Annotated in this window: 17 protein-coding genes, 1 pseudogene and 1 riboswitch; of the genes and pseudogenes, 4 read left to right on the forward strand and 14 right to left on the reverse strand. The window is 41.0% G+C overall.

The genetic code is table 11. The features are described 5' to 3' along the window. Nucleotides 1-45 precede the first annotated feature (45 nt). The 3 genes from MHH68_RS10485 to MHH68_RS10495 form a co-directional block, all read right to left on the reverse strand. Nucleotides 46-525, reverse strand: coding sequence for a YpuI family protein (locus MHH68_RS10485; RefSeq protein ID WP_003215803.1), 480 nt, complete (start codon nucleotides 523-525; stop codon nucleotides 46-48). Between the two features lie 113 nt (nucleotides 526-638). Continuing rightward, nucleotides 639-1,232, reverse strand: coding sequence for an SMC-Scp complex subunit ScpB (scpB, locus tag MHH68_RS10490; protein ID WP_034661126.1), 594 nt, complete (start codon nucleotides 1,230-1,232; stop codon nucleotides 639-641). Beyond that, on the reverse strand, nucleotides 1,222-1,980 hold the full coding sequence (locus tag MHH68_RS10495) for a segregation/condensation protein A (protein WP_012010429.1): 759 nt from the start codon (nucleotides 1,978-1,980) through the stop codon (nucleotides 1,222-1,224). The genes scpB and MHH68_RS10495 overlap by 11 nt, the downstream gene beginning before the upstream one ends. Before the next feature lie 208 nt (nucleotides 1,981-2,188). Here MHH68_RS10495 and MHH68_RS10500 point away from each other — a divergent pair, with 208 nt between their 5' ends. Both MHH68_RS10500 and MHH68_RS10505 read left to right on the forward strand, forming a co-directional pair. Then, nucleotides 2,189-2,281 (forward strand): YjcZ family sporulation protein, encoded by a 93-nt coding sequence (locus tag MHH68_RS10500; RefSeq protein ID WP_012010430.1) that lies wholly within the window; start codon nucleotides 2,189-2,191, stop codon nucleotides 2,279-2,281. 87 nt (nucleotides 2,282-2,368) lie between these two features. Beyond that, nucleotides 2,369-2,893: a DUF309 domain-containing protein gene (locus MHH68_RS10505; RefSeq protein WP_058014780.1), complete on the forward strand. Its 525-nt coding sequence runs from the start codon at nucleotides 2,369-2,371 to the stop codon at nucleotides 2,891-2,893. 24 nt (nucleotides 2,894-2,917) lie between these two features. Here the strand turns inward: MHH68_RS10505 and MHH68_RS10510 are convergent, their stop codons facing one another. The 7 genes and pseudogenes from MHH68_RS10510 to MHH68_RS10540 form a co-directional block, all read right to left on the reverse strand. Further along, nucleotides 2,918-3,271, reverse strand: coding sequence for a GNAT family N-acetyltransferase (locus tag MHH68_RS10510; protein ID WP_003215830.1), 354 nt, complete (start codon nucleotides 3,269-3,271; stop codon nucleotides 2,918-2,920). Nucleotides 3,272-3,384: 113 nt separating this feature from the next. Next, nucleotides 3,385-3,849, reverse strand: coding sequence for a 6,7-dimethyl-8-ribityllumazine synthase (gene ribE / locus MHH68_RS10515; RefSeq protein WP_012010433.1), 465 nt, complete (start codon nucleotides 3,847-3,849; stop codon nucleotides 3,385-3,387). 75 nt (nucleotides 3,850-3,924) lie between these two features. Next, a pseudogene (gene ribB / locus MHH68_RS10520) lies at nucleotides 3,925-4,503 on the reverse strand (3,4-dihydroxy-2-butanone-4-phosphate synthase); the annotation flags it as partial. A gap of 11 nt (nucleotides 4,504-4,514) precedes the next feature. Further along, entirely contained in the window at nucleotides 4,515-5,165 is a 651-nt protein-coding gene (gene ribE, locus MHH68_RS10525; RefSeq protein ID WP_144462808.1) for a riboflavin synthase, read from the reverse strand. 254 nt (nucleotides 5,166-5,419) lie between these two features. Next, nucleotides 5,420-5,561: riboswitch (FMN riboswitch) on the reverse strand. Nucleotides 5,562-5,667: 106 nt separating this feature from the next. Continuing rightward, nucleotides 5,668-6,012 carry a hypothetical protein gene (locus MHH68_RS10530; protein WP_058014778.1) on the reverse strand — a complete coding sequence of 115 codons (345 nt, stop codon included), beginning with the start codon at nucleotides 6,010-6,012 and terminating at the stop codon, nucleotides 5,668-5,670. Nucleotides 6,013-6,236: 224 nt separating this feature from the next. Next, nucleotides 6,237-6,470, reverse strand: a complete 234-nt coding sequence (locus tag MHH68_RS10535) for a DUF2164 domain-containing protein (RefSeq protein ID WP_339162971.1) — start codon at nucleotides 6,468-6,470, stop codon at nucleotides 6,237-6,239. A gap of 212 nt (nucleotides 6,471-6,682) precedes the next feature. Then, nucleotides 6,683-7,264 (reverse strand): TetR/AcrR family transcriptional regulator, encoded by a 582-nt coding sequence (locus tag MHH68_RS10540; protein WP_339162974.1) that lies wholly within the window; start codon nucleotides 7,262-7,264, stop codon nucleotides 6,683-6,685. A 246-nt stretch (nucleotides 7,265-7,510) separates the two neighbouring features. Here MHH68_RS10540 and MHH68_RS10545 point away from each other — a divergent pair, with 246 nt between their 5' ends. Continuing rightward, nucleotides 7,511-8,770, forward strand: a complete 1,260-nt coding sequence (locus MHH68_RS10545; protein ID WP_339162976.1) for an MFS transporter — start codon at nucleotides 7,511-7,513, stop codon at nucleotides 8,768-8,770. 42 nt (nucleotides 8,771-8,812) lie between these two features. Here MHH68_RS10545 and MHH68_RS10550 read toward each other — a convergent pair whose 3' ends face one another. After that, a complete protein-coding gene (locus tag MHH68_RS10550) occupies nucleotides 8,813-9,250 on the reverse strand; it encodes a peptidylprolyl isomerase (protein ID WP_003215505.1) in 438 nt (145 codons plus the stop codon). A 321-nt stretch (nucleotides 9,251-9,571) separates the two neighbouring features. Here MHH68_RS10550 and MHH68_RS10555 point away from each other — a divergent pair, with 321 nt between their 5' ends. Continuing rightward, complete coding sequence (locus MHH68_RS10555) at nucleotides 9,572-10,456, forward strand: DUF1002 domain-containing protein (RefSeq protein ID WP_058014775.1); 885 nt, start codon at nucleotides 9,572-9,574, stop codon at nucleotides 10,454-10,456. A 39-nt stretch (nucleotides 10,457-10,495) separates the two neighbouring features. Here MHH68_RS10555 and lysA read toward each other — a convergent pair whose 3' ends face one another. The 3 genes from lysA to MHH68_RS10570 all read right to left on the reverse strand — a co-directional run bounded on the left by lysA (nucleotide 10,496) and on the right by MHH68_RS10570 (nucleotide 13,972). Further along, the gene (gene lysA / locus MHH68_RS10560) at nucleotides 10,496-11,821 is read right to left on the reverse strand and encodes a diaminopimelate decarboxylase (RefSeq protein ID WP_180310792.1); all 1,326 of its coding nucleotides are present in this window, start codon (nucleotides 11,819-11,821) and stop codon (nucleotides 10,496-10,498) included. 116 nt (nucleotides 11,822-11,937) lie between these two features. After that, nucleotides 11,938-13,419 (reverse strand): spore germination protein, encoded by a 1,482-nt coding sequence (locus MHH68_RS10565; protein ID WP_106918382.1) that lies wholly within the window; start codon nucleotides 13,417-13,419, stop codon nucleotides 11,938-11,940. Next, complete coding sequence (locus MHH68_RS10570) at nucleotides 13,364-13,972, reverse strand: stage V sporulation protein AE (RefSeq protein WP_339162980.1); 609 nt, start codon at nucleotides 13,970-13,972, stop codon at nucleotides 13,364-13,366. Before MHH68_RS10570 ends, MHH68_RS10565 begins: the two co-directional genes overlap by 56 nt. Nucleotides 13,973-13,977: the final 5 nt, after the last annotated feature.

The following is a 13,977-nucleotide window of genomic DNA, read 5'->3' on the forward strand; positions in this document are numbered from 1 at the left end:
CATAAAAAAAAGCGTCTCTATATGTAGAGACGCTTTTTCCTCTTGCTATACCATTTTCATTTGCTGATGAGATGTCGTATATTCTAGCTCTTCTCTCATCGCTAAAAAATCTTTTTCTAATGAAGAAAATAATCGTTTGATCTCAGCGGATACTTCATGGTGGAAAACAATGCTGCTCTTTCCTGTATACGCGGAACGGCTGTCTTCATACCATGTATCCTTTTTCGGCGTGAAAAACTCTTCAATACATTGATGATAAATACGGTGAAGCGTCTGCTGCGCGGCTTGCTGCGGGAATGTCTGCTGCTGGCTGATTTTCCTGCAAACTGCCGCTGCATCCTCACTGTACACTGCAAGCTTCCGTAATGTATTCAATATGTCACAATAATAGGCTTCCGCTTCAGGGTTTAATCGTTTCATACTTGATAAGGTAGCTTCATTCAGAAAACCATTCATTTCAGTTGCAACCTTTGATAAAAAGACGCCTGCTTGATCAACTTGAGCCTTTACATTCATATGTGCCATTTGTTTTGTGTTTACCTTCCCCTCATGGCTTTATGACCATTTTATCTGACATCAATAGATGTTAGACCTAAAATCTTTTTTATATTTTATCATACCTTTTTCATTCTTTTGAACTATTTTATTTCTTCAAATGTTTGATTGAAGTTTTCAAAAAATAGATCAGCTTCTTCTTGTACACCATCTGCTTCTACATTCTCTGGAAGCGGCGGTAATTCATCCAATGCCTTTAAGCCAAACTGCTCTAAAAAGGTCGGTGTTGTCCCATAAAGAATTGCTCGCCCAGGTCCATCAGCACGTCCGACTTCACAGAGCAGCGCTTTGGCTACTAAACTATGTAGCACCCGCTCTGATTTGACTCCTCTAATTTCTTCTACCTCACTGCGTGTGATCGGCTGTTTATAAGAAACGATTGCGAGTACTTCAAGGGCTGCTTGAGACAAACCTTTGGATGGGGTCTCGACTAATTTTTTCAAATAAATGCTGTATTCTTTTTTCGTCAGCAGCATATAAGAATCTGCATATTCAATGAGCTCAATTCCTCGTTCTTGTTTTTGATATTCTTCCTTTACGGCAGACATCATGTCGAGTAACGCTGCCTCTTCTACTTCAAGAACAGACATGAGCTGTTTTTTTGTTAAGCCTTCGTCACCTGCTGCATAAAGCAGCGCTTCTATGATGGCTTTCCAATTCACGATATCAAGCGTCATGAATCGTTTCACTCCCTATTATATAAATGTCTTCAAAGTTTCCTTCCTGCTCTAACATGATTTGATGACTTTTCATCAATTCAAGAACAGCAAGAAACGTCACGACAAGGTGCTCCTTTTGATCATGTTGAAATAGAGTCATGAAATTGGTGCGCTTTTTCGTTTTTCTTAAATGGTTCATAATCTCATTCATTTTGTCTTCAATCGGAATTTCTTGTCTTGTAATCCTAGATGGTGCCGGTTTCGTTATTTTTTTTCGGTTCAATACCTTTTGGAACGCACCTAACATATCATACACCGTGACATGCAAGTTTGTGTCCTTCGCTTCCGATTCTTTTGCAAATTCGCTTAAATCACTCGGGGGTTTTGTAAAGGCATTTTGCCTTTCTTCCTCGCGTTCCTTTAGTTCTTGTGCTGCATCTTTATACTTTCGGTATTCAATGAGTTTACCAATCAGTTCTTCTCGAGGGTCCTCTTCTTCTTCAAGCAGGTCTTCATCAAATAGCTCTTCCTCTTGTTTCGGAAGGAGCATTCTGCTTTTAATGCTCAGGAGGGTTGCAGCCATCACCAAATATTCACTTGCCACATCAAGTTCAAGCTCCCTCATGGTGTGGACATATAATAAATACTGCTCCGTAATTTTAGCAACGGGAATATCATAAATATCAATTTCCAACCGGTTGATTAAATGTAAAAGCAAGTCCAAAGGACCTTCAAACGAATCTATTTTCACCTGATATTCCAGCATTTTTTCTCACCATTTCTACTGTCTTCTAAGTACCGTTTCACCGGCTAACCTTTAGTATAAGACAGGATAAAGCTCTCGTCCAATATAATTTCGACCATGATGTCCTAGGCAAAATAAGAAAAACATTGGATTCGCCCATACCACTCAGGGCATTTATACATAGAATACCATTGTAAACAGAACTGATGAAAAAGGAGGCCGTATCATTATGGGAGATGGCTATAACTTTGGCGGAGGTTTCGCGCTTATTGTCGTGCTTTTCATCTTGCTGATCATCGTTGGCGCGGCTTGGGTTTATTAAAGAAACAGAGCGTCCTTTCACGAAGGGCGCTCTTTCTTCTTTTCTTTTCAATATGTTAGACTGAAAGTGGAAAAGGAGATGACCACTGTGTATCCTGAAGCGTACGTGGCTTTTTTACATGAATTTCATACGACAAGAGATTATTTTGAGTGTCATGAAATTCTTGAGGAATATTGGAAAGAAGACCCGCCTGAGCAGCGCAAAGAATATTGGGTTGGCTTTATTCAGCTTGCCGTTGCTTTGTATCATCAAAGACGGGGAAATGGAAAAGGAGCAAAACGGCTCATTTCAAATAGCCTCCACTTGCTGGAAGCAAACCGGCCGGTATTATCGAACCTCGGTCTGGATGATGAGGCGTTTCTCATACTTCTGAGAACGCTGAAGAAGAAAATGGCTGAAGATATGTCATACGAAAGTGTGATGCTCCCGATTAAAGATGAAGCGCTTCTGTTTCTATGCCAAGAAATGGCTCAAAAAGAAGGACTGACCTTTGGCCAGGAGAGCAACTTATCCCACACATTTTTGATCGAAAAACATAGACTGCGCGACCGGACAGATGTATTACTTGAACGAAAAAAGCAAATCGAACGTAAAAAAAGCAGAGGACTGTAGCCTCTGCTTTTACATGTGTGATATTTAGTTTGTTTCGCTGTGACACTTATGAAAGAAGCCTTGCGTTAATTCATTTGGAATGAGTGTTTTGGTTTTGAATACCTCTTCCACGGCTAATACCATTTCCTTGCCGATTCCTTGATCACGATGGGATGGATTCACACTAATATGCTCGATTTGTACTTGGTCGTCTGTTTTCAACACACCAATGGCACCTACGATATCCTCGCCATCTTTCCAAAGGAACAGCTGCCGATTTTCATCCATTTCATAAGACTTCATCGTCTGCTGAAGCTGTTTGACGTCTTTCTCACCCGGCATGAAGGAAAGTAGCCCCATGGCAATTTTTTCAAAAGACCTCTTATAACGAATTAACATATATACCCCTCAATATTCAAATTATCCTTATGTCCAGCAAATGTCTCACGAATCATTTGCTCATCACACATTATAAACATTTTTATACCGTTTTTAAACTCTTTTTCACTAAATTAACGAAAGGTACGATTGAGATTCGCCATTTCAATGGCAGCTGCAGCCGATTCGCTGCCTTTATTTCCAGCTTTTGTGCCGGCTCTTTCGATGGCTTGTTCAATGGATTCTGTTGTTAGTACACCGAAAATAATCGGTACACCTGTTGACATGGCACTTTGAGCAATTCCTTTAGCGGCTTCATTACAAACATAATCGTAGTGAGTTGTTGCGCCCCTGATTACAGTTCCAAGTGTAATGACGGCATCGTATTTCTCTGTTTCAGCTAGTTTTTTTGCCATGTACGGAATTTCAAAAGCACCCGGTACCCACACAACATCAATATCGTCACCGTTTGCTCCGTGTCTGAGCAATGTATCTTCTGCTCCGTCAAGCAGTTTACTTGTAATAAAGTCATTAAATCTCGCGACGACAATTGCAAATTTTAGTCCTTCTGCTACTACATGCCCTTGTATTGTATTCATATGTTGATCATCCTTTTTTGTGATTTTTTATTTTGTTTCGATAGAAGCTGTTTCTTTATGATTTAAATAGGTCTGTAATGCTTCTATTGTCAGCATTTTTAAACCGTGCTGTTTTTGGATTTCTTTTAGTTCTGGAACCCGCGCCATTGAGCCATCTACATTCATAATTTCACATATGACACCCGCTGGCTCTGAACCTGCCAGTTTCGCAAGATCTACCGCTGCCTCTGTATGACCTGGTCTTTCTAGTACGCCGCCTTCTTTTGCAATGAGCGGAAATACATGACCTGGGCGGGCAAATTCTTCTGGTGTTGCGTCTTTATTTAACATGGCAAGCATGGTCATAGAGCGCTCAAAAGCACTAATACCAGTCGTCGTTGTCACATGATCGATGCTCACAGTAAAAGCTGTATGGTGTGCATCTGTATTTTGTTCTACCATTGGATGCAGGTTCAGATGTTTAGCAATCGACGTTTGAACCGGTGTACAAATGAGGCCTCTTCCATGTAAAGCCATAAAGTTAATCACTTCAGGCGTGGCATGCTCAGCAAGTGCCACAAAATCTCCTTCGTTTTCTCTGTCTTCATCATCCACAACGATAATGATTTCTCCTTCTTTTAGAGCGTTTACTGCTTCTTCTACTGAATGATACATACAATCGCCTCCTAGAATCCGTGCTCTTTTAAAAATGATGGGGTCAATCGAGATGGCTGCTTTTCGCCTTGTTCTTTTGTTAAAAAGCGATAGATGTATTTACCGATCATGTCACACTCTATATTCACAGTCTCTCCCATAGATTTAGTCGGGAAAATAGTTCCTTCAAGCGTATGAGGAATAATAGAGACTGTGACGTGTGAATCTTGCAAATCGAAAATGGTTAAGCTGACACCATCTATTGCGATCGAACCCTTTTGCGTGAGCATATCTGTGAGGGTCTTGTCCATCTCTAAATCATAGTAAATGGCATTACTTTTCTTTTCTATTCGGGTAATGACTGCCGTCCCGTCAACATGGCCTGAGACAAAATGACCGCCGAACCGTCCATTCGAAGACATGGCCCGCTCTAAATTCACTGGACTGCCTGATGTCAGCTGATCCAGTGATGTCGCTTTGACCGTCTCTGGCATCACATCTGCTGCGAACTGTGCTTTTGTAAAGCTTGTGACTGTAAGACATACACCATTGATTGCTATACTGTCTCCAAGGTGAACATCTTCTAGCACACGGCTGCACTGAATGACAATTTCCATGGCATCTGCTGACTTTTTGCTTAATGACTGAACGGTGCCTACTTCTTCAATTATCCCCGTAAACATGTGATCCTCCCTTTCTTTTCATTTGTATTTCTCACTTTTAAAAAAAGCGATGTTAGGGACATGTGATCGATTGAGCACCTTCGTCGCTTTTTATGGTCCATACAAGGTAGATGAGGGATCACCTAATAAACACTGCATGCCGGTCTATTCACTACATGTACATACAGAAAGCCCCGGAAAAAATTCCGGGGCTTTGGCTTTTTTGCATCAGAAATAAAACTATGATCAACAAATATTTTTCGTTCATAGCTTTCTTTATCCTTCTCCCATCCAGACTTTCACTGTCGGCTTCAGCTTTTCACTGAATCAACCGTTAATAAATTAACGGGTCACGGGCTGTAAAGCATTTGCTTTATTACCGTCGGTCGGGATTTTCACCCTGCCCCGAAGGATACAATCGATATTCAGCTGTCCTTAGGGGATATTATAACGATCCTTGTTGGCAAATGCAACAATCAAGATTTTTCACAAAAAAAAGACTCCTTATAGGAAAGGAGACTTGTTAATTAACGACTTTTACTACTTTTATAAGACCATCTATTCTTTTTTCATTACTAAAGTAGGCTTTAATACGATCGCCTTTCTTCAAGTCGGCCACATCATCTTCGAATTTCTTTCCATTAAAAATGATTTTCGTGCCGTTTTTTGCTTGACCGTAATATTCATCTCCGTCAATTTTCGTAATGGTATATTCATAGATGGTATAATCTTTATCATTATTTGTTAAGCTCTCACCAATGGCTGTTGGCACATCTTCAATTTTCATGCCATTCATGTATAAATAACCTACGCCTAAAAAAAGCAGTAAAACAAATAAAATGGCCATTTTCAATTTAATTTTCCCCATATTTAGAACCTCCATCATCTGCACTTCGCCTATTTGTATGTTTTATTCCTTCTTTTGATGAAATAAAACCAAAAAAGCTGATTTCCATTAATGGTTACTTATATAACGATTGAGATGGACCTTTGGTTCCACCTTTTCATCATTACATATGTTACGAATATGCGTTCTTTATTAAGGGGGTCTCTTTCCTCTTTATCAGTTAGCAAAGCACACATCATTGATGATCATCTTTTTTCGAGTGCGAATAAATCTTCCTCTAACAATTGCGATCTCTGAACAGCGATGTTTCGGCTGTCACGAACCCCTTGATTATAATAGTAGCTTCCAAGATTTTTTGTGATAAATTCTAGTATATTGTTGGCTGCTAATTCACCAATTTCTTCTTCTCGTTCTTCGGCAAAATAACGCTGAATGGCAATCATCATTTGATTTTTTTCTTCTTTTGTTAATGGTTTCAAATTATCTCCTGCTTTCTTTCAGCATGACCACGCTTTTTTGATTTGTACTAACAATGTGGTGACACCCACAAATACGAATGTTTGTTCTCTTATCATATCACAAAATCGAATTTTGTCCATCACTGACCTAAAAGAAAAAGCGTATTTTGATATTTAGTTCAAAATACGCTATCACTCTTATTGAAGGAGGATGCCATAGCATGTTGTCCATTTTATTTTAATATGGAAAGTATCGTCGCTACAGAATGATCTACAAATGAACGCTCTGGACGAGATTTCATGAGAACGGTCAGTCCTATGAAAGAAACGACCAGTGTTTGTGCTAAAGCTTTCGCATTCAGGCTGCTTTTGAGCTCACCCGAGCGAATACCTTGAATAATTCTTTCTTCGAAAATGACGGAAAGATACATCTGATGCTCTCTTGTCAGAATTTCAAATTTCTCTTCGTGTGGCGCAAGTTCCACTATTGTATTGATGCAAAAACACCCTTTACTCGGACCATCTCTATATTCCTCTTCTATTAAATCTGCAAATAATGCATGGAATGCTTCCTTGACAGAAAGATTGTTTTGAAGTTTTGTTCGAATATGGGCAGCATGCTGCTTTGTGTATTTGCGTAATGCAGCCTCAAATAATTCCTCTTTATCTCCAAACGCTGAGTATAAACTTGGCCGCTGTATTCCCATTTTTTCAGTCAAATCGCTTAATGTAGTCGCCCTATACCCTTTTTCCCAAAAAAGCACCATTGCCTCATCCAACGCTTTTTCCTTGTCAAATTCCCGTTGTCGAACCATCAGTAATTCCTCATTTCAACATTAAAATTTCTTCACAAAGTCAGGCATCTATTTTTTGATATTATTCTCTATTTGATTACCAATCGGTACATTATAATTTTATTTTATCGATGTACGATTGTCAAATTGCCTTCCTCTTTCAAAATGAAAGTATTGACTTTAAAATGTTTTGTTGGTTATCCTTAACAGGAATCATAATATACCAATCGGTATATTATACTTTTTAGTACAAAAGGAGACGATGACATGCATGGTGAAAGAAAAAACACTCCCATTGAACATCTTGATTTGGAAACGGCTCATTTACAAAACAAACCGAAACAAGCGATGACTCGCTATATGGCTCTGCTGTTTGCGTCAGCCTGCGGGATGGCAGTTGCAAACATATACTTTGCACAACCGTTATTAGACTCTCTCGCATCCGAGTTTGGTATCACCTATTCATCCATTGGCATGGTCATTACGATTACTCAACTTTGTTATGCACTAGGGCTGCTACTGATCGTACCACTTGGTGATCTGTTTAATCAAAGGCGGCTCATCATGGCTCAGATGCTAGTATCCGTGTTATCTCTGATTCTAGTCGGCATCGCCCCTACTGCCACCGTCCTGTTCATAGGGCTGGCTGCCGTCGGCATGCTTGCTGTGGTCACTCAGGTACTCGTAGCGTTCGCAGCGACATGGGCTGCCCCTGAAGAACGAGGCCGTATCGTGGGCTTGGTTCAAAGTGGCATTGTGATTGGTATTCTTTTCGCACGAACGTTTGCTGGTGTACTAACCGATCTCGCTGGCTGGAGGTCAGTCTATCTCGTGTCTGCCGTTATGATGCTCATTATAACCGGCGTGTTATACCGGTATCTCCCGCGTGCTCACAGCAAGAGAGCGTCTATATCCTATATGAAGCTGCTCGCTTCAATGTTTATATTGTTCAGACAAGAACGAATCCTTCGCATCCGAGGCATACTGGGTTTTCTGATCTTTATCGTGTTTGGTACGTTGTGGACTTCACTCGTGCTGCCTCTCAGCAGCTCGCCGCACAATCTTTCACATACGGCGATCGGTGCATTTGGTCTTGCCGGAGTTGCCGGGGCATTAGGCGCTGCCCGGGCTGGAAGCCTTGCTGATCGAGGCTTAGGACAATTAACAACTTTTATAGCTCTTGTCCTATTATTCATTTCATGGTTTTTTATCTATTTCACAGAATATTCACTCATTTTATTAATCATCGGTATTATCATTCTTGACCTATCTGTACAAGCTGTACATGTGACCAACCAAAGCATGATTTTCACAGTGCTGCCTGAGGCGAGAAGCCGGCTCACTGCTACTTATATGATTTTTTACTCCATCGGCAGTGCGACTGGTTCCATTGCTTCCACCAGTATATACGCAAACAATGGCTGGGACGGAGTATGTTTATTTGGCGCCTCTGTCAGCGCCATTACCCTTTTATATTGGTTCATCACCTACCGCCTCACGGAACAAATAACCGTAAAATCAGATTGATAATAAAAAACACCGCGTTTAAGCGGTGTTTTGGGTTAAGGATTAAGCATCGAAAACTTCGACTTTTTCCATTCCTTGACCTTGTTCCATATCTAGAACAGCCTCGATACCAGATGTTACTTTGCCAAAAACAGTGTGAACACCGTTTAAGTGCGGCTGCGGGTCATGGACGATAAAAAATTGGCTACCGCCCGTGTCTTTACCAGCATGCGCCATTGATAATGAACCTCTTTCGTGTTGATGTGGATTCCCTTCTGTTTCACATTTAATTGTGTAACCAGGACCACCAGTTCCATTACCGTTTGGATCGCCGCCTTGGCTTACGAAACCAGGGATGACGCGGTGGAATTTCAGTCCATCGTAGAAGCCTTCATTCGCTAATTTTTCAAAGTTTGCTACTGTACCAGGAGCAGCCTCTGGGTATAGTTCAAACTCAAGTTTCTTACCATTCGTTAGTTGTATGTATCCTTTTTTCGCCATTTTTCACATTCTCCTTTCAGGTTAAACAACGCTCATTATAGCACATTTTTGGCCATGTTAAACATCCTCTGCTCTTTGATTGTGATTTACCTCTTTTCTTAGGATTGATACAATAGAAGAGCTTGATCCTTTTTTCCTATTAAATTGGTGACAGAATGAGCAACATGTCTTTATTTTTTGGAAAAGGAAAACATCTTAAAAAGAAAATTGAAACGTCGAATCGATTTGTTACGTCTATATGATGGAGTACATTTCTTTACGTGTACTCAAAAGATGAGTTTCTCTTGAAAGAGGAACCCTTTCGACTTGAAGGAGGTCAACATGTTTAAAAAATCAATGCTTAGTATGATGGCAGCGCTCCTTTTCCTCATTGGTGCGCCAAAAGTCAGCTTAGCGGATGCAGCTGTCGGCGATGTCATCGTCACACTTGGGCAAGACTTAACTCCGGCTGATCGCCAGAAGGTGCTTGACGAGTTGAATCCACCTGAAAATGCGACAAAAATTGAAGTAACCAATAAAGAAGAGCATGAATATTTAGGAAAGTATATCCCCCGTTCTTCTATCGGAACGAGAGCATTATCATCTTCATCGATCACCATAGAAAAATCAGGTGCTGGTCTGACTGTGGATACTCATAACATCAAGACCATTACAGATGAAATGTATTTAAATGCTTTAATGACAGCCGGTGTCAAGGATGCCAAAGTTGTTGTGACTGCACCGTTTGAAGTTTCTGGTACAGCCGCACTGACGGGTTTATTAAAGGCCTATGAAGTGTCTAGCGACAAAGCCATTCCAGAAGATGTGAAGCAGGTAGCAAACGAAGAGCTTGTGACAACGTCTAAATTGGGTGACTCCATCGGGAAAGACAATGCTTCTGCCCTTATCGCAAAAATTAAGGATGACATTGCGAAAAATGGTGTCCCTAAAACAACAAAAGAAGTAGAAGAAAAAGTGGATCAGGCTGCTTCTGATTTAAACTTAAATCTAACGCAAGAGCAAAAGGATCAACTTGTTTCACTATTCGATAAAATGAAGAACATCAATATCGATTGGAACCAAGTAGGGTCTCAAATCGATAAAGCAAAAGACAAGATTACGAAATTCATAGAATCAGATGAAGGGAAAAACCTACTTCAAAAGATTTGGGATTTCTTTGTCTCCATTTGGAACGCGATCGTCTCTGTATTTACTGGAGGAAAATAAGTCATCATAAAAAGCTGCCTGTACATCAGGCAGCTTTTTTTAAGTAGATGATTTTACTTTTGATTGATAAGGTAAATCAAGTTTGACAATATCCGCATATGTTTCGCGTTCAACCACAAGCTGCGCTTCCCCGTCTTCTACAAATACAACAGCCGGGCGCGGGATACGGTTATAATTATTTGACATACTGTAGCCGTAAGCTCCGGTACAAAAGACCGCTAATAAGTCTCCTTGTGATAACTCTGGCAGATCGATATCCCAAATAAGCATATCTCCACTTTCACAGCATTTCCCTGCAATAGAAACCGTTTGATCATGCGATTGGCTCATTTTGTTGGCACTTGCCGCTTCATATTTCGCTTGATATAAAGCTGGACGAATGTTGTCACTCATTCCCCCATCTACCGCAACATAATCGCGAATGCCAGGTACGTGTTTTGATGAACCGATCGTATAAAGCGTTGTCCCTGCATCTCCAACAAGAGAGCGGCCTGGCTCAATCCAAATCTCCGGCATATCAAACTCATAGCGTGTCACGTTCTCTTTTACAGCTTGGATAATTTTCTCGACGTATTCTGTCGCAGGAAGTGGTTCATCTTCTTCTGTATAACGGATACCAAAGCCGCCGCCTAAGTTTAATACAGTCGAAATAAAACCAAATGATTCTCTCCATTCATCCAGCTTCAAAAAGATCTTGTCTGCTGCAAGGACAAAACCAGCTGTATCAAATATTTGTGAACCAATATGGCAATGTACGCCTAAAAGTTCGATCACTTCTGATCCAAGCACTTGTTTCACCGCTTCATCTGCTTGTCCATTGTGAAGGTCAAAACCGAATTTGGAATCCTCTTGGCCAGTTGTAATGTAATCATGCGTATGCGCTTCGACACCTGGTGTGATACGTAGCAGCACTTTCACCTTTTTTGACAGCTCTTGACCAAGCTCTTCAATGAGTTTCATTTCGTAAAAATTATCTACGACGATACAGCCGATCTCTTGCTCTAACGCCATTTTTAATTCATCTCTGCTTTTATTGTTGCCATGGAAATGAATTTTTTCTACCGGAAACCCGGCGCAAATGGCTGTGTGAAGCTCCCCGCCTGATACGACATCAAGAGATAATCCTTCTTCCTTAGCAAGCTGAAACATTGCGATGGAGGAAAATGCTTTACTCGCATACGCTACCTGCGCTTTTAACTCTTCTTCTATAAATGCTTTTTGAAAGCTTTTTGCACGCTCCCGTATTAAAGCCACATCATATACATAAAGTGGTGTCCCATACGTTTCAGCTAAAGAAACGGCATCAACACCACCAATTTCTAAATGACCGAGTTCATTTTGTCTGCAAGTGCCGTGTAAATACAATGTCATTCCCTCTTTCTCCGCCTCGGCTGAAAAAAGACAGCTGCGTGAGCTGCCTTTTTGCCGTTTCTCAAAGTTAAAAATACAATATCACAATCTTCAGCCACTTTCAATGAGCGTTAAGAATTTGGCGGAATTTTTGATCTGTTTTGAGGGTGAACAATGCTTGGCCTTACTTTTGAGCCAGGAACAGACGTCCGAATCAGCACTTGCCACAAAGCCTTCCCGTTAAAAGGAAGAAATGGCCACATATAAGGCGTCTGCAATGAACGAATGGATGTTAAGTAGATGAGTAACAACGTAAAACCAATGATGAGTCCATTCAGCTTAAAGATCGCCACGAGCGCTAATATGATGAGTCGTACAATCTTATTGGCGACACTCAGCTCATAGCTTGGGGTAGTAAATGTACCGATTGCCGCTAGTGAGACGTATAAGATGACCTCTGGTGTAAATAAACCGACATCAATAGCAATTTGTCCAATTAAAACAGCCGCAATCAGCCCCATGGCGGTCGACAATGCAGTTGGCGTATGAATCGCAGCCATCCTTAAAAATTCCACTCCAAAATCAGCTAGAAACACTTGTAAAATCACAGGAATATGGGACGGTTTGTTAAAGCCAATATAGCTTAAATTATCTGGCAGAAGACTTGGTTCAAGGATAAACAGAAACCAAATCGGTAAAAGGAACGTTGAACATAAAATACCTAAAAAGCGTACCCATCTTAGGAACGTACCAACTGCAGGTGCTTGGCGGTATTCTTCTGCATGTTGAACGTGGTGAAAAATGGTGGTTGGCGTAATGATGACACTAGGAGATGTATCCGTGATGATGATGACATGCCCTTCTAGTATATGGTTAGCGGCGACATCTGGACGCTCGGTGTAACGTACAAGGGGAAAGGGATTGTATCCTTGTTTAATAATGAATTCTTCAATTGTTTTATCAGACATCGTCAGCCCGTCGACTTTGATTCCTGACACTTCTTTCTCTATGATATCGACAAGATCTGGGTCCGCAATATCTTCAATGTAGCAAACACATACATCCGCTTTCGAACGTTCGCCTACTTTGAGCATTTTGTATCTCAGTTTTTCATCTCGCACCCGTCTTCGTATGAGTGCTGTATTGACAATAATGTTTTCAACAAAACCGTCTCTTGCACCCCGGACAACCTTTTCTGTATCCGGCTCCTCTGGCATTCTGCCAGGATAGCTTCTGACATCAATGATAAATGCGTAGTTTTCACCTTCAACTACAACTGCCACAAGACCCGACAGCACTTGGTCTACCGCTTCATCAAGTGTTTCAACCTTTGAGACCTGCTGATTGACAAGACGATTCTCAATCACACGGGCCATGTCATCAGATTCAGGTTCGTTGTCATTGATTTCAACTAGCTCTTTTAATAAGTAGATGACATACTGTGTGTCACATAGTCCATTTACATAGTAAAGTTGGATTTCCTGATCGTGTATATAAATTTTCCGCACGCCAAGGTCAAAGCTGAGACCCATTCCGACATTTTCTTTAAAGTAATCTTCATTTTTTTTCGGATCTCGGTACACGTTCACCTTGTCTTTCTTCATGGAAACCACTCCTTTCTAAAATTAATTCAACCGCTTTCATTGTAATTGGAGATCCTTTGCTCAGATCATCTTTCCGTCCCATTTTGCCAATATCTCCAATTCCAACAACAAACGGAAGATCGAGCGAATCAAGACAATACACGGTATCTCCGCTCATTTTATGAGGTTCCATCTCAGGAAGACCATGCTTGTCGACACCGTATTCTGTCAGTTCACCCTCCCGGTCAATGGAAACATGAACCTTGGTCCATTCAGCTTGATGCGTTTTGGATGCAACGGCGATCGCCCCAATGACTTCAATTTCAGGATGACGCGCCACATGCTTCATCGCTATCTCCCCTGTTCCTTCACCTGTCAGGCCAGAATCATCAAACATGACAAACACTGGATCATTCGGCGTTTTTAAAATCATCTGCACAAGTTCAGGTCCTGTTCGTTTGCTTGGATTTCCTTTTGAGCTGGAAATACATCGCCCACCGACATTTTTAGCAGCAAGCTCAATGGTTTTGGCAGCATATATATCTCCGTCTGTCACTAAAATGACTTTCCGTCTTTGCGCCATATTAG

It is taken from the genome of Bacillus sp. FSL K6-2841 (assembly GCF_037976435.1).
Taxonomy (GTDB): Bacteria; Bacillota; Bacilli; order Bacillales; family Bacillaceae; genus Bacillus; species Bacillus pumilus.

Excerpts from the sequence above, each read along its gene's own strand:
- MHH68_RS10545 (WP_339162976.1), top strand. The coding sequence starts at position 7,511 with ATGCATGGTGAAAGAAAAAACACTCCCATTGAACATCTTGATTTGGAA.
- MHH68_RS10510 (WP_003215830.1), bottom strand. The coding sequence starts at position 3,271 with ATGTTAATTCGTTATAAGAGGTCTTTTGAAAAAATTGCCATGGGGCTA.
- MHH68_RS10540 (WP_339162974.1), bottom strand. The coding sequence starts at position 7,264 with ATGGTTCGACAACGGGAATTTGACAAGGAAAAAGCGTTGGATGAGGCA.
- MHH68_RS10555 (WP_058014775.1), top strand. The coding sequence starts at position 9,572 with ATGTTTAAAAAATCAATGCTTAGTATGATGGCAGCGCTCCTTTTCCTC.
- MHH68_RS10570 (WP_339162980.1), bottom strand. The coding sequence starts at position 13,972 with ATGGCGCAAAGACGGAAAGTCATTTTAGTGACAGACGGAGATATATAT.
- MHH68_RS10550 (WP_003215505.1), bottom strand. The coding sequence starts at position 9,250 with ATGGCGAAAAAAGGATACATACAACTAACGAATGGTAAGAAACTTGAG.
- MHH68_RS10530 (WP_058014778.1), bottom strand. The coding sequence starts at position 6,012 with ATGGGGAAAATTAAATTGAAAATGGCCATTTTATTTGTTTTACTGCTT.
- MHH68_RS10485 (WP_003215803.1), bottom strand. The coding sequence starts at position 525 with ATGGCACATATGAATGTAAAGGCTCAAGTTGATCAAGCAGGCGTCTTT.
- ribE (WP_144462808.1), bottom strand. The coding sequence starts at position 5,165 with ATGTTTACGGGGATAATTGAAGAAGTAGGCACCGTTCAGTCATTAAGC.
- scpB (WP_034661126.1), bottom strand. The coding sequence starts at position 1,232 with ATGACGCTTGATATCGTGAATTGGAAAGCCATCATAGAAGCGCTGCTT.
- MHH68_RS10500 (WP_012010430.1), top strand. The coding sequence starts at position 2,189 with ATGGGAGATGGCTATAACTTTGGCGGAGGTTTCGCGCTTATTGTCGTG.
- MHH68_RS10495 (WP_012010429.1), bottom strand. The coding sequence starts at position 1,980 with ATGCTGGAATATCAGGTGAAAATAGATTCGTTTGAAGGTCCTTTGGAC.
- ribE (WP_012010433.1), bottom strand. The coding sequence starts at position 3,849 with ATGAATACAATACAAGGGCATGTAGTAGCAGAAGGACTAAAATTTGCA.